This is a genomic window from Nostoc sp. 'Lobaria pulmonaria (5183) cyanobiont' (genome assembly GCF_002949795.1).
In the GTDB taxonomy this organism is placed as follows: domain Bacteria; phylum Cyanobacteriota; class Cyanobacteriia; order Cyanobacteriales; family Nostocaceae; genus Nostoc.
Genome location: NZ_CP026692.1, coordinates 2,910,428 through 2,926,155, shown reverse-complemented (window position 1 = coordinate 2,926,155; position 15,728 = coordinate 2,910,428). Strand labels below are relative to the sequence as shown.

At 37.3% G+C, this 15,728-nt stretch carries 12 protein-coding genes and 1 pseudogene; all 13 read left to right on the top strand.

The genetic code is table 11. The features are described 5' to 3' along the window. Window positions 1-55: 55 nt before the first annotated feature. The 13 genes and pseudogenes from NLP_RS12730 to NLP_RS12675 all read left to right on the top strand — a co-directional run bounded on the left by NLP_RS12730 (window position 56) and on the right by NLP_RS12675 (window position 15,727). A complete protein-coding gene (locus tag NLP_RS12730; RefSeq protein WP_104906714.1) occupies window positions 56-850 on the top strand; it encodes a class I SAM-dependent methyltransferase in 795 nt (264 codons plus the stop codon). 206 nt (window positions 851-1,056) lie between these two features. Then, window positions 1,057-2,226, top strand: a complete 1,170-nt coding sequence (locus NLP_RS12725; RefSeq protein WP_104906713.1) for a DUF6014 family protein — start codon at window positions 1,057-1,059, stop codon at window positions 2,224-2,226. A 196-nt stretch (window positions 2,227-2,422) separates the two neighbouring features. Continuing rightward, window positions 2,423-2,683: pseudogene (locus NLP_RS12720) on the top strand (arginase family protein); the annotation flags it as partial. A gap of 33 nt (window positions 2,684-2,716) precedes the next feature. Then, complete coding sequence (locus NLP_RS12715) at window positions 2,717-3,454, top strand: SDR family oxidoreductase (protein ID WP_104906712.1); 738 nt, start codon at window positions 2,717-2,719, stop codon at window positions 3,452-3,454. Window positions 3,455-3,506: 52 nt separating this feature from the next. Further along, window positions 3,507-5,498, top strand: a complete 1,992-nt coding sequence (locus NLP_RS12710) for an ABC transporter ATP-binding protein/permease (RefSeq protein WP_104906711.1) — start codon at window positions 3,507-3,509, stop codon at window positions 5,496-5,498. Between the two features lie 4 nt (window positions 5,499-5,502). Beyond that, a complete protein-coding gene (locus tag NLP_RS33105) occupies window positions 5,503-5,718 on the top strand; it encodes a hypothetical protein (RefSeq protein ID WP_158680360.1) in 216 nt (71 codons plus the stop codon). A 251-nt stretch (window positions 5,719-5,969) separates the two neighbouring features. Beyond that, window positions 5,970-6,104 (top strand): microviridin/marinostatin family tricyclic proteinase inhibitor, encoded by a 135-nt coding sequence (locus tag NLP_RS12705; protein ID WP_104906710.1) that lies wholly within the window; start codon window positions 5,970-5,972, stop codon window positions 6,102-6,104. 294 nt (window positions 6,105-6,398) lie between these two features. Next, window positions 6,399-7,388 carry an MvdC family ATP-grasp ribosomal peptide maturase gene (locus tag NLP_RS12700; RefSeq protein WP_104906709.1) on the top strand — a complete coding sequence of 330 codons (990 nt, stop codon included), beginning with the start codon at window positions 6,399-6,401 and terminating at the stop codon, window positions 7,386-7,388. An 82-nt stretch (window positions 7,389-7,470) separates the two neighbouring features. After that, complete coding sequence (locus NLP_RS12695) at window positions 7,471-8,448, top strand: MvdD family ATP-grasp ribosomal peptide maturase (RefSeq protein ID WP_104906708.1); 978 nt, start codon at window positions 7,471-7,473, stop codon at window positions 8,446-8,448. Window positions 8,449-8,582: 134 nt separating this feature from the next. After that, on the top strand, window positions 8,583-10,679 hold the full coding sequence (locus tag NLP_RS12690; RefSeq protein ID WP_104906707.1) for a patatin-like phospholipase family protein: 2,097 nt from the start codon (window positions 8,583-8,585) through the stop codon (window positions 10,677-10,679). A gap of 253 nt (window positions 10,680-10,932) precedes the next feature. Beyond that, a complete protein-coding gene (locus NLP_RS12685; RefSeq protein ID WP_104906706.1) occupies window positions 10,933-11,337 on the top strand; it encodes a hypothetical protein in 405 nt (134 codons plus the stop codon). A 256-nt stretch (window positions 11,338-11,593) separates the two neighbouring features. Continuing rightward, window positions 11,594-13,768: an ABC transporter ATP-binding protein/permease gene (locus tag NLP_RS12680; protein WP_104906705.1), complete on the top strand. Its 2,175-nt coding sequence runs from the start codon at window positions 11,594-11,596 to the stop codon at window positions 13,766-13,768. Window positions 13,769-14,044: 276 nt separating this feature from the next. Beyond that, complete coding sequence (locus NLP_RS12675; protein WP_104906704.1) at window positions 14,045-15,727, top strand: GUN4 domain-containing protein; 1,683 nt, start codon at window positions 14,045-14,047, stop codon at window positions 15,725-15,727. The last annotated feature ends 1 nt before the right edge of the window (window position 15,728 follow it).

Sequence of the window (15,728 nt, the reverse complement as noted above, 5' to 3'; positions counted from 1 at the left end):
GTTATGTAATTATTGCTTTTGGATGCTGAGTAGGTCATGGTATTAGTGAGAAAAAATGGACAAAAGCGAATATGTTAGCAATTTTGATAGTTTAATTTTAAGTCCCCAAATTAGAAAACTCTACGGGCAAAAAGAGTTTTTTAATGTAGGATATTGGCTTGAGGATACTCAAAATCAACAATCAGCTTGTTTTAATTTGCTAGAAAAACTTTTAGATTTTATTCTAGAAAAAAAAGGAAACATTCTCGATGTTGGTTGTGGTTTGGGCGCAACGACTAGTCATCTACTTAACTATTATTCGTCTACTGATATTGTGGGAATTAATATTTCATCCCAACAAATCGAAAGAAGTATTGTTAACGCTCCAGAGTGCAAATTTATATGCATGGATGCTGTACAGATGGAATTTGAAGATGAATCTTTTGATAACATCATCTGTGTTGAAGCAGCCTTCTACTTTGATACCAGGGAAAAGTTTCTCAAAGAGGCTTGGCGTGTATTGAAGCCAGGAGGACATCTCATCCTCTCTGATATCATCTTTGAAAATACTCAGCATTTCGGTGATTGGATTGTTCCGCAAAAAAATATTGTCAAAGATCAAGATATTGAGGAGTATAAAAATATTTACAAACAGGTAGGATTCCAACTTTTAGATTTTGTGGACGTAACAGAGAAGTGCTGGCTAACACACTACCGATATCTAAAATCTTCTATTGAAGAGGAATTCCAAGCAGGAGAGATAGATGAACAAACCTATCAGTTAAATATTGATGGCATAGATGGGTTGCTAAATTCTTCATCTATTGCTTATTTGTTAGTTTCAACAAAAAAACCAGCGAAAGTTATTTGATAAATCCAGCAGAATTATGAATAGTTACTCATGTCTTATAGATAAAAAATTTGGTGCTTTAGCCAGATAGCTAACTCTTACTCTGTAGCTATTCGAGACTAAAAATAAGCGAAATTTGCCCCGTCTACAGAACAATAGTGAATGCAATTTTGTACTTTCAGACAATAAATAGATCAAGTTATACACCATATCGTTAAGTAGAAAAAATGACAGCTATCTTTGTAAACGAACAAGAATTAGTCAAACAAATAGTCGAATATGTCGAGAAAGATGAAATTGCGATCGCTGTGAGAAAACTGCGTCAACAAGCGGCAAACTCTCGTGAACTTCTCCCACGTTGGCTACTAAATACAGCAGATGCTTTAGAAAATAACGATTGGGATATCTTGTCTGAAGGCTTTATCAATAAAGATTTTATCGGGAAAAACGGCTATTTCCTGATTATTGCACCTTACAAAATCAATCGACAATCTCAACCACAGGTGACTTTAAGTGCAATTTACGGCAAAATGCACGACACCCAAGAGCCATCTATCGAACAATTAGAAAATCTCAGTCGGGAAAAGTTTGGAAAACTTGGTCAACCTGTTCCAAAGAACTATTCTTTTACCGAGATAGCTAGTTGTGGTAATATTAGCGGTGAAAGTGGTGAAGCCTTCATTGTTCCATATAGATGGTGTTTTCGTAACAGTTCTTCTGGCCCAGTATTAAACAATGCAAGCGAGCAGCGACGACGTTTTTTAGGTTCGAGCCGCGAATGCATTAAAAAAATATTTGAATATGAAACGGCTAATTTACTATTAGATCCTTTAGAAGATGAAATCAATGATAAACGCTATCGCCACGCAGACACTCAAGTTCATGAAGCTGGTCATGCGAGTGGTTTAGGATTTGACTTCAAGTTAAAGCAAAAGTTTTTCCAAAACTATACTTATGGTGGTGTAGAGGAATGGCGAGCTGATAGTTTAGGGTTTGAGTTTGCTGCTTGCACTTTAGCTGCTCAAGAAGCGGGGAAGTTAGTAGCTGTGAATCTCTGTATTCGCTTTGGCTTAGATGCTCATCGTTTAGGAGGCTTAGAAAAAGATGTGGATGTACATGCTGGACTTTTGAGCTTAGAACATCTTTTTCAAAATGATGCCATATATATCACTAAAAATGGTCAATTAGCTTTGCGTAATTTGAGTTATCCAGGTTTACTTCAAGCTGTGGAACTCCACCGGGCACAAGCATTATGCTTGACTCGAAGAGAGTTAAATCTTAAAAGTCCTACTGGTCTTTTTTCTCTGTATAAAATAGATATTCACCCTTCCATTCAATCAATTTTTCAGGGGCTAGTTATAGAACGCTGTCAAGGAATTTGGGCAAAGTTGCAATAATGATAGGACTTACGCAAAACTACACACGGTAGGGGCAATTCATGAATTGCCCCTACCTGAGAATCAGGGTTTTGACTATTGTTTGCGTAAGTCCTAAATGACTTTCTCACTCTTTTCGGCGTTGTTGTGGGAATAGGAATAAAACGACTCAAACAATTTCGCCACATCGGGATACGATATGAAAAGTTAGCTGCAATTGAAAGCACCCTATTTAGAGGATATGCGAAAAGTAGGAGAATACGATGTGGCGATCGTCGGTGTTCCCGACGATTCTGGAACTACTTATCGACCAAGGACACGCTTTAGCCCCCAAGGTATTCGTCGGATCTCTGAATTATACACCCTCTATAATTTTGAATTTGGTGTAGACTTGCGCGAACAGATTAGTTTATGTCATGTCGGTGATATTTTCAGCATCCCAGCTAATAAGGAAAAGTCCTTCGATCAAATTTCTAAAAACTTTCAACAAACACGGGTGTGACGTAATCAAATGTTTCAGTTGCTATCAGACAAAAAAGTGGTGATTATTGGTGCAAGCTCAGGGATTGATCTGGCAATCGCCAGCAAAACAGCAGAAATGGGGGCATCGATAGTGATATCAGGTTCCTCACAAGACAAATTAAATCAAGTCAAGGATTTGGTTGATTTTGCGGTTGAAGCGATCGCGGTTGACATCTTAAACGAGGCTTCAGTGGATGCTTTCTTTGAGAAAGTCGGCAACTTCGATCATTTAGTTGTTACGGCTGTACCAGATAGAAATATCCCGCGATCGCTTTTATCAGAGATGACAACCCAAATCGCTCAAAGCGGGATGGAAAAATTCTGGGCAACATTTTATGTTGTCCGTGCGGCGGTGAAAAATATAGCGCCTGACGGCTCGATTACCCTAACATCAAGTGTTACTATCTCCAAACCTTCAAAAATGGGTGGTATTTCAGTGATAGCAGCCGCAAATGCTGCTGTTGCCGTATTTGGCCGCACGTTGGCATTGGAACTCTCTCCAATTCGAGTTAATGCAATTGCCCCTGGAATAGTGGAAGATACAAGCGTATTAAGCTATCAAAGCGAGTCGGAGCGATCGGATTTGTCAAAGTGGGCTGAAGCATCCTTGCCTGTCCAGTATCTTGGGCAAGCAGAAGAACTAGCACAAGCAGTGTTGAGTTTGATGACAAATCCTTATATTACAGGGGTAATTTTGCCCGTGGATGGCGGTGTAACCCTGGTGTAATCACAACACCAATTGGTTCTGACGATCAAAGATTTTAGTTGATTTCTAAAATATGCCAACTCAAGTTATTCAAACTCAACCAACAAAAAATGCTTTTTCAAGTTTTATCCAATTTTGGGGCGATGTAAAAGTGATCTTCGGGCCTTACTGGTATCCAACCAAGCCAGGAGAAAGAGCATTCTCAGATGTAATTCGTGCTTGGGGAATGCTAATTCTCCTAATATTACTAATAATCGCCCTTGTGGGTACAACTGCTTATAGTAGTTTCGTTAATCGCTATTTGGTCGATAGTCTTATTCAAGACAGAGATTATTCTAAGTTTACTAACATTTTATCAATCAATATTGTTGTACTTGTCTGCCTAACGCTTTTAACAGGATTTTCTAAATTTGTCAGAAAACAAATCGCTCTTAATTGGTACAAATGGCTTAATAATAAGATTTTAGATAAATATCTAACCAATCGTGCTTATTATAAAATAAATTTTAAAGCAGATATTGATAATCCAGATCAACGATTATCACAAGAAATTGAACCTGTTACCACTAATGCTCTGAACTTTTCAGCTACTTTTCTAGAAAAAGTCCTAGAGATGGTGACTTTTTTAATAATTGTTTGGTCAATTTCGCAAAATATTGCCCTTATCCTGCTTGCTTATACGATCATAGGCAATTTGATTGCCGTTTACTTAAATCAAGAATTGACTAAAATTAATCAAGAGGAACTCTTATTTAAAGCTGATTATAGTTACGCCTTGACACATGTGCGGAATCACGCTGAATCGATAGCTTTTTTTCAAGGAGAAAACCAAGAATCGAATATACTTGGGCGGCGATTTAGTAATCTGCTCAAAAATATTGAACGTAAGATAAGTTGGGAGAGAAGTTCAGAAATTTTTAGTAGAGGATATCAATCTATTATCCAAATATTTCCCTTTTTAGTACTTGCACCTTTATATATTAGAGATGAAATTGATTTTGGGCAACTTGGACAAGCTGCTTTAGCTTGTAATCTATTTGCTATTGCTTTGGGAGAATTAATCAGTCAATTTGGGACTGCTGGACAATTCTCTAGCTATGTTGAGCGTTTATCTGAGTTTTCAGATGCTTTAGAAGAAGTAACTAAGCAACCCGAAAATGTCAGTACTATTAAAACAATAGAAGAAAACCATTTCGCTTTTGAAAATGTCACCTTACAAACGCCCAACTATGAACAGGTAATCGTCGAAGATTTATCGTTGTCTGTTCAACCGGGAGAAGGTTTATTGATTGTCGGCCCTAGCGGTCGAGGTAAAAGTTCTCTATTGCGAGCGATCGCTGGTTTGTGGAGCGCTGGAACTGGTCGTTTGGTGCGTCCTCCTCTAAAAGAAGTATTATTCTTACCCCAACGTCCTTACATAATTTTGGGAACTTTGCGCGAACAATTGCTCTATCCAAATACCAATCGTCAAATGCCCGACGCAGAACTTAAAGAAATTTTGCAACAAGTCAACCTGCAAAACTTATTTAGTCGAGTCGATGGCTTTGATACAGAAGTTCCTTGGGAGAATATATTATCAATAGGAGAACAACAACGCCTGGCTTTTGCACGACTGTTAGTTACTCATCCTAGCTTTACTATATTAGATGAAGCAACGAGTGCTTTAGATTTGCAAAATGAAGGAAGGCTGTATAAACAGTTACAATCAACGAAAACAACGTTTATTAGTGTTGGGCATCGAGAAAGCCTGTTTGATTATCATCAATGGGTTTTGGAACTTGCACAAGATTCCAGTTGGCAACTTGTGAGTGTTCAAGATTATCGTAATCAAAAAACAATAAACATTCAAAGCACGCCTAATAATGAGTCGCAAAATCAATCTCAAATATTGACAGAAACAATTACAAGTGAAAGGCTTTCTCATAAAGAAATAAGCGAATTAACTAACTATTCCATTAGCACTATTAGAAGTAAGGCAAGCAAAGGAGATTTTATTACTACTAGGGATGGCTTGACGTACCGCTATGACAAGAACTCAAGTGTGTTGAAATGGTTAAGAGTTTAACGGCTTGACAATTTTAGAGTTTAGGTCGCACCAAAGGCACGCTAAAAGCGCAACTTTGATTTTGGTGAAGCAGCGCGGTCTTCTCCCAAAAGGAGACGCCCAAGGCGTTAGCGAGGTACGAGCATCTGGGGGTTTCCCCCATGAGCGACTGCTGAACCAGATAACTCTGAAAGAAATTAGCAGGCGTTTGCTGAGTTATTTATCGCCTGTGAAAGAATAGTTTTCTATTTTGATTTGTAAAAATCGCGCTTGCTCAGAACCCTAATTTTTTTAAAAAGTTGGGGTTATTGTTGTTCACTAATTAATTACTTAATAGTTATAATAATTCAATAATTTTTTCTTAACTTTCTTAACTTTCTTAACTTTCTTAGAATAATTACTACTTAACTGTCTTAACTGACCTTGAAAATATATTTAATTACTGATATATCTGTAGTTGAAAAACAAGTTAATTTGTTTAAGGAGAAGTCTATGCCTGCAAACACAGCCAAAACAGTGGATGTTGTAGCGGTACCATTCTTTGCGCGTTTCTTGTCAGAGCAAGCTACTGAAGGAACAGAGGTTCCTTGGACTTACAAGTTTCCTTCAGATTTGGAAGATAAATAATATATTTAGTCTTCTACATCTGAAAGTACCTTTCTGATCGGAAAGATACCTTGTAATTGGCTGAATCATAATTTAATAGAGTAGCAGTTATCAAATAACTGGAAACTACTTTTAGAGATGCGATGGCGCAGAGCGCCCGCCGTAGGTGATCGCTTTCATATTACCTTATCCATAACATGGAGGTGATTGCTTTTTCCATCTCCCTAAATTCTTCAAAAACTTTGGGTTATAAAAAGCAATTTGTTTGTTATGACTTAATAGCTACCTCATAAATTATCAAATAAAATATATTTTATGCACCTGTCTAGTGATGTTGTTTTATTAATCAGCCACAGTGGTGATTTCTTCACAATAGATAGAGTGGCAGAAGCCTTATCAAAAAAAGGGGTGCAACCATTTCGTCTAGATACTGATAAGTTTCCTCTAGAAGTGCAATTAACAGCACATTTTGATAAGTCTAAAAGCTACCACACTATAGAATGTAACAACCACTCTATCAACACAGAGCAGGTGCAAGCTGTATGGATGCGCCGTATTTGGGAACCACAATTGAGTCAAGAATTAGCGCCAAAGTTCCGAGGCGCTTGCGTTAGAGAATCACTTGCAACTTTAGATGTTTTTTGGGACAGCCTCAAGGGAGCTATATGGGTAGATAATTTAGAGCGGATAAATTATGCAAGTAACAAGCTGCGCCAACTACGGATTGCGTCTGAAGTAGGCTTTGTTATTCCCCAAACTCTTGTTACCAACAAAGCCCAAGCAGCACGAGAGTTTTTCAGGCAAGTTAACGGCAAAATGGTGAGCAAGCTCTTAACTGCTCTTTCCCGCAGTATGGAAGCTAACTCCTCATTTTTTCTGTACACCAGCATCGTCAAGGAAGAAGATTTAGTTGATGCCGAGTCACTGCGCTATTGCCCAATGGTTTTTCAAGAGCAAATTCCAAAGCAACAGGAATTACGGGTGGTGTATGTGAATGGTAATGTATTTGTGGGGGCGCTAAATGCAGATGTGTATGCAGCAGCCAAAGTTGATTGGCGTAAACCAGGTGTTGAGGTTGGCGCATGGCAACACCACCAACTTCCTGATGAAGTAGTTAGTCGTCTCAAAGTCTTTATGGGGAAATTTGGGCTGTTGTTTGGAGCGTTAGATTTCATCGTCACACCATCAGGCGAATACGTCTTTTTGGAAATCAACCCTCTGGGGGAGTGGGGAATGCTGGAAAAGGATCTAAACTTACCCATTGCAAGTGCGATCGCAGATGCGCTACTTCAAACAAAGAATTGAACGAGCAAAAATTTAATATTTAATACTAGCCTGCGGCAAGCCACCCAAAGGGTGTCTACATACTTCACACTTCATACTTTTTATGACCGTATTAATAGTCACGTTTAGTAAAGACAACGAAAGTATTCCTCTAGTCATCAACGAAATTGAGGCTAGAGGAGAAAAAGCATTTCGGTTTGACACAGATAGATATCCCACCGAAGTCAAGCTAGACATTTACTGCGGCGATACTGAACGGGTAATTATTACTGATGGCGAACAGAAGCTCGATTTGAGCGAGGTATCCTCAGTTTGGTATCGGCGGATGCGCTACGGTCAAAAAATCCCCGACTCAATGGACAAGCAATATAGAGATGCGTCAATTAACGAATGTCGCGCCACAATCAGGGGGATGATTGCCAGCCTTCAGGGATTCCACTTTGATAAAATGTCCAATGTAGATCGGGCTAATAATAAGCAACTACAATTGCAAGTTGCACGAGAAGTTGGTCTTGTAACTCCACGTACTCTGACTTCAAACAATCCAGAAGCAGTCAAGCAATTTGCTCAAGAGTGTAGCCAAGGTATAGTTACCAAGATGCTTTCTTCCTTTGCTATTTATGATCAACAGGGACGAGAAAACGTTGTGTTTACCACTCCAGTTACAAACGATGATCTGGAGAATATGGAAGGACTGCGTTTTTGTCCGATGACCTTTCAAGAAAATGTGCCCAAGGCGCTGGAGTTGCGGACAACTATTGTGGGACACCGCGTATTTACTGCCGCAGTAGATTCCCAAAACTTAGAAGGATCTACTTACGACTGGCGCAAAGAGGGGAGAGCCTTAGTTAAAAATTGGCAACCCTACGACTTGCCAGAAGATATTGAGAAAAAACTGCTCAAACTGATGGCTTATTTTGGCTTAAACTATGGAGCAATTGATATTATTGTCACGCCAGATGGTCGGCATATATTCCTCGAAGTTAACCCAGTCGGGGAATTTTTTTGGCTGGAGATATATCCACCACACTACCCAATTTCGCAGGCGATCGCAGAAGTATTACTGACTAATAAAAATTAGGGGATTGAGCCTTATATATTTTTCTTGTCTTCTATTTTGAAAGGTGTTAATGAAATTCCACTATTAAGTTTATTAATCTTAAATTACTACTTATTGAAAATTATGAATTATTTAGATTGGGAGATTAAAGCCTTGTGATCAACCTAGTAAATACACAAACAGTTTTAACATTTGATGGGGTAAATGATTATATAGATTTTGGCAGAAACGATATTGGCGGCGTTTTCGCTCAAGGGAGTTCAGCTTTTACGGTTTCAGGATGGGTAAATCCACATGAACTAACAAATAAAGCCACTAGTTACGGGACGCGCAATGTATTTTTTGCCCGTTCTTCAGAGAGATTCAGCGATAATTTTGAATTCGGCATCAGTGAAACAGGAAGCCTAGATGTCTACATTGATGAAAGTGTTAGCAAAAATATTAAAACCTTCGGACAAGGAGAATTAACTATAGGACAATGGCACTTTTTTGCTATTGTTTTTAATAGTGGTCAGCTAACCGTATATCTTGACGAGCATGAATACAACGATTCTCTTAGAGGTTCATCTTTAAACAAAGCCACAAGTTCTATAACTCTGGGAGCAACGTTACACAAACAGGTCTATTTCAAAGGACAATTAGCAAACATTAGCGTTTGGAATTATCCCTGCACTCAAGCAGAAATCCAGACTCATCGTTGTGGGCTAATAGTTGGGGATGAATCAGGATTAGTGGCTTACTGGAAATTAGACGATGGGCAAGGTACAACTGTCAAAAACCAAACTGGAAAATCTTATCAAGGAAATTTTCGTGGTAATCCTATTTGGACTTTATCAGAAATTCCATTCGCAACACAATCATCAAATCCAGTTCTATTTGCAGCAGAATCATTTAATCAAGAAGATATTCAAGAAGAGATCCAAACTGAAACAGCAGTTATTCCTGAAGAAAATATCTCACCAATAACTACAAGTTTATTAGCAGCAACAGTATCGTTAGTAAGCGACGACGAAAACCAATCAAAGGAAATTCAACAGACAGAAATAAACAGCGAAGAATCCGAGATTATTCCAACTGCGATCGGTTTCAAGCCACATGACGAGGAAACCAAAACAGACCAAACTGAAGATCCCGTCAATATCCAACAAGCACAAATATTAACTCAGGAGGAATCGGCAGAAACCATGAATACAGAAGCCCGTCCCAAATATAAAATACTTTCCATTGATGGAGGCGGTATTCGAGGCATTATTCCTGCATTAATCCTAGCAGAAATTGAAAGGCGGACACAAAAGCCTATATTCAGTTTGTTTGATTTAATTACTGGCACTTCCAGTGGTGGAATTTTAGCACTTGGACTAACTAAACCCCGATTAAGTTCCGATGTATCTGATAACTTGCCAGTAGCTGAATTCACTGCTGAGGATCTTTTACAGCTATTTCTTGAGTATGGGGTAGAAATATTTTATGAGCCGTTGTTTGAAAGACTACTTGGCCCATTAGAGGATATATTTCTCCAGCCAAAATATCCTTCCGAAAGCAAAGAAGAAATTTTCAGGAAATATTTTGGTAACGCCCTTATAGAAAATAATCTCAAAGAAGTTTTTGTAACGAGTTACGATATTGAGCAGCGAATTCCGATATTTTTTACAAACCAACTAGAAAAACAGCAAATAGAATCTAAGAATTTTCAGAAGTTATGTAGCGGTTTTTCGCTCCTAGATGCAGCATTGGGAACTAGTGCCACTCCGACTTATTTTGCTCCTCATCGGGTTGTAAACCCCCACAATAGCGGCATCGCCTATACTTTAATCGATGGTGGAGTATTTGCTAATAATCCAGCCCATTTAGCTATTTTAGAAGCACAAATTAGTAGTAAACGAAAAGTCCAAAAAGTCCTGAATACAGAAGATATTTTAGTAGTTTCTTTAGGTACAGGTTCGCTGACGAGTGTCTACCCTTATAAAGAAGTCAAAAATTGGGGACTATTGCAATGGGGAAGACCGCTTTTAAATATTATGTTTGACGGAAGTAGTGAAGTGGTAGCTGGAGAATTAGAACAGTTGTTTGAACCTAGCGATAAAGAAGCTAAAAGTTTTTATTATCGCTTTCAAACATTATTAGATAGTGAACTGGAAGAAATAGATAACACCAAACTCCAAAATACACGTCAGTTACAAGCTATAGCCCATCGACTAATATCTAACAAAAGTCAACAAATCGATGAATTGTGTAGTCTTTTGTTGGGCTAAATCAGATTTCTTACGTCTTGCACCAGTTAGTTGGTGCAAGATGTAAGATTTTTAATTTCTTCACAAAAGAAATTAGTAATGACTCTCTTATACCAATTCACTTAAATTACGAAACAGATGTAAACCCCGAAAGGGAAGTATCTCTAAGTTTTTTAATTGCGTTAGCGGAGCGGGGCGTTAGCCCATTGCGAATTGCGAATTGCGAATTGGTATTAGTCATGTTTTCACTTTATAAGGATTGTAGGTAAGTACAATGGATGAACTCGTCAAAAAAATTTCTGGTTTAGGCCTTCCTGGCATACTATTCGTGATTGCAACAGGTGCAGCAGGGGGTAATGTCGCCGCCGTTGTCGCTATGCTTTCAACGCTGGGCGGGCCTTTCGGCCTCTTAGGAGGTTTAGGCTTACTTGGGCTGGTAGCCGTTCTAGGGGAATATATAGCGGGATTTGGAATTGAAAACATTCTCAAGCTCATCTATACAGAACGTAGCAAAACTGAATCTGTCAGATTTCTTCTCAAAGAAATTCAAGAATTGCCCATTTCAGATGAGTTAAAACTCAAACTGAAACATCATATTAGCCCAGTAGTCGTTACTGAGCCTGACCAAGGCCCTTTTCCGAGAACAGTCGAAATTGTTGATGAGGAATCATTGACCTAGTGCATTCGATTTGATCCCCCCTATACCCTGCCTTAACGCTGACAGCGTTAAGGCAGGCTCCCATTAAAAAGGGAGTAAATTTAATAAAATTCCTCCTTAAAAAGGGGAATTTAGGGGAATCTACAAATCTCGAATACAACACCATAAAAGTTTTCAGACATTCTCTAAGAGGAAAAATGGCCTCTGAGTCTAACTTAATTCTCAAAGGCCATTTCAAAATTCCTAGTGTAATTAGTAACGGCTACATTTTTAGAATATGCAAACTCCATCTGTGCGTGAGCAAAATACAACAAATCCTTTTTCAGCCTTGATTCAGTTTTGGCAGGATGTGAAAGTAGTCGCTCAACCTTATTGGTATCCGACAAAAGCAGAAGGAAGAGTATTTTCAGATGTGATTCACTCATGGGGAATGCTCATTGTCTTAGTATTATTAATAGTCGTGATTGTTGGTGCAAATGCTGCAAATAGTTACTGGAATCGCTATGTGATTGATATCGTTATTGAACAGAGAGACCTTGATAAATATAATAGTACTTTATGGCTGTCTAGTCTCATTATTGTCGGGATGGTATTGTTAGTAACTCTTTTGAAATATGTCAGAAAAAAAATAATTCTTGACTGGTACAAATGGCTAAATAATCATGTTTTAGAAAAGTATTTAAGCAATCAAGCTTATTATAAAATCAATTTCAAATCAGATATAGATAATCCAGATCAACGCTTATCCCAAGAAATAGAACCCATTACTAGTATTGGTTTGAGATTCTCATCTTCTTTACTAGAAAAATCTTTAGAAATGGTCAGTTCTTTGATAATTCTCTGGATAGTTTCTTCACAAATCGCAATTTATTTAGTTATTTATACAATTATAGGTAATTTAATAGCTGTTTACTTAAATCAAGCAATAAATAAAGTTAACCAAGAAGAAATTGCATTTAAAGCAGATTTTGCCTATTGCTTAACTCATGTTCGTAATCACGCTGAATCAATTGCTTTTTTTCAGGGAGAATCTGAAGAATTAAATATAATTCAGCGCCGCTTTAATAATGTTTTAGAAACTGCTGAACGCAGGCTGAATTTAGAGAGGGGACAAGACGCTTTTGGTAGAGCATATCAGTCTGCCATTAGCGTATTCTCGATGTTTATTCTTACACCTTTATTTCTTCAGGATAAAATTGATTATGGACAAATTAACCAAGCTAGTTTTGCTTGTTTTATGTTTTCTAACGCTTTAGGAGAACTAATAGCCGAGTTTGGTATTTCAGGACGATTTTCTGGCTATGTAAAGCGTTTAGCAGAGTTTTCAGATGCGCTACAGGCTGCTAGTAAACAACCAGAGAACGTCAGTACTATTCAAATTTTAGAAGAAGAACGTTTAGCTTTTGAGAATGTCACTTTACAAACGCCAAATTATGAGCAGGTAATCGTTGAAAACTTGTCACTAGCTGTTCAGCCAGGAGAAGGTTTATTGATTGTTGGCCCTAGTGGTAGGGGTAAAAGTTCTTTGTTGAGAGCGATCGCTGGTTTGTGGAATGCAGGAACTGGTCGTCTAGTGCGTCCTCCTCTAAAAGAAGTATTATTCTTACCCCAACGGCCTTATATCATTTTAGGGACTTTGCGCGAACAGTTGCTCTATCCTCACACAGACAGGAAAATGAGCGACAAAGAACTTGAACACATTTTGCAACAAGTTAACCTGCAACACTTACTTACCCGCGTAAATGGCTTTGATACGGAAGTTCCTTGGGAAAATATATTATCGTTAGGAGAACAACAACGCCTCGCTTTTGCACGGCTATTAATTACACATCCTAGTTTCACTATCTTAGATGAAGCAACGAGTGCTTTAGATTTAAATAACGAAGGTAATTTATATCAACAGTTACAATCAGCGAAAACAACTTTTATCAGCGTTGGTCATAGAGAAAGCTTATTCAATTATCATCAATGGGTGTTAGAACTTTCACAAGAATCTAATTGGCAACTTGTTTCTATGCTAGATTATCAATTGCAAAAAGGAATTGCTGTTAAACCATCACAAAAGGAGCAAATTACGATAGATATTTACCCGAAAAATGAACTCAAAATGAAACCAGAATCAGCAGCGATATCTAACGACAAGCCCTTCTCTACGAGAGGCTGCGCCAACGCGTTCGAGAGTGACGCTCCTAACGTCGCTAACGCTACGCTATCGCAATCGACGGGAACCGCCTTGGCGCAGCCTCTCGTAGAAAAGACTGCGACTCCCTCACCACAAAGCGTCTACGCCACAATTATAGGACTTTCTCATAAAGAGCTTCAGACATTAACAGACTATTCTATTACTACGATCAGAAGTAAGGCTAGTCAAGAAAAGTCTGTGACTACTAAGGATGGTGTAACCTACCGCTATAACAAAAACCCAGAGGTATTGAAATGGGTAATAGATTAAGCCTATATGGTTAAAGTCATCTCAACCTAATGTGCAAAGTGCGACTGCTTGATGCGATCGCGATAATATAAGTTCAAAGCGAGTCCTAGAAAAAATCGGCATACAGCTTATAGAATCACGAGATAAAATGCTGGTATGGGAATTATGCAAAATAGCTACGGTAAAGTAATTTTGTCTGCTTTAAAAAGGACATCTTGACTTAATGTAATCACAAAAATCTTCAGGTGTTGAAATGAATAAGAGTTTAGTAACTATTTGTATATTTCAAAACAAGTGATGCTAACTAGAAAGCAAAAACAATTAGTTACTTATAAATCTATTACGATTTATGAAAAATATTACAAATTTCCTACCTTAAAAAATCCCAAACTAAAAAAAGTTCAAAGAAAAATTAGAAAATGCCAAAACTTAATTAAAGAAGGTACTAAATATTATTCTTATTTTTGGGGAATAATCAAATGGAAAAAGGAAATTAGTCAAGGAGAAACCTTAGCAAAGGTTAAATTATTAATTACAGATTATATTCAACTTCTGGATTTTTTAGAAAATTATAAAAACAGTTATCAAAATTTTTTATTAAATTTTATAGATGACTGGAAAAATTTGTTTCGCCAAAAATATTATGAAATTAGAAAAGTCAATGAAGAAAGAAGTAAGTTAGAGATAAAGAATAATAAAGATTCTCAAATAATTGAAAAGTTAAAATGGGAAGAAGAAGAGAATTTAAAATCTATTTTGTTGTTAAGTAATACTAACTTTTTAATATTAGAAAAAGTAAAAATACTCATTGAAGGAATTAAAAATTTAGCGGAAGATACCAAAAATCAAAAGCAAGCTATTCAGAAAATACTTAAAGATATAGAGGTGTATCAAGAAATTTATGAATACCAAGTCAGAGCTACAAAAATTCGTCAAGAAATCGCAAAAATAGCTGAAACAGCAATTAATCTAGAAAAGTCTCTACAAGATTACTTTAGTCCGTTTCAATCTTTAATAGATGATGTAGTAAAAGTAGATGCAGATTTTTACGCAATTGTAGGAGAAATACAGAATTTAGCAAGCAGTACTCTAAATTCTCAAGTTAATTTATTAACGAGACAAGATACTAGTACAATGTCTCATGACATACTCAATTTATTAGTGGCAAGTTATGATAAAAAAGATAGACTGAAAGATGCTTTTCTTCAGTCACAATTATTAGATTTACAGGTTCATGACTTTGATTTAAGTAAAGATAATATAACTTTAAATCAAGCGATTTACCTCATATCTAATTATATTTCTACTCAACTGGTTGCTCAAAAGAAAGTGCTAGGGATAGAAGAAACAGATATTGTTCCTGATTATTCTCAGAATTTTATCGAAAAAATAGAATTGGCGGAACAACCTAATATTGATATTGAGCATCCTATAGAGTTTAAAAATAATTGGAATATTGATTACAGTAAATTGCAAAACCTTCTTACACAGCATAAGTGGCAAGAAGCTGATATTGAAACAGCTCAATTAATGCTACAAGTCATGAGTAAAAATGATTGGAATGAAGTTTATAAACAGGATATTCTTAACTTTTCATGTGAAGCTTTTCATAAAATTGATCAACTTTGGCAACAATACAGTCATGGTTACTTTGGGTTTAGTGTTCAGCAAAGTATTTGGAACGAAATAGGCGGTCAAATAGATTATGAAACAGAAAAAAGACTTGGCGATCGCCTGGGTTGGCGAAAAGAGGGAAACTGGTTAAATTACGACCAATTAACTTTTAAATTATCCCCGACGACACCGATGGGACATTTACCAGTTAAATGGTTACATTATGACCAAAATATATTAGATATATTCCCACATTCATCTACAACCCCCCTGTCAATGGCAGCTTGGCGAGTTGGATCTTGGCTAGTATGGCAGATGCATTTATTTTTTACTCGTGCCAAAACCTGTCACGAAACTTTACCATGAG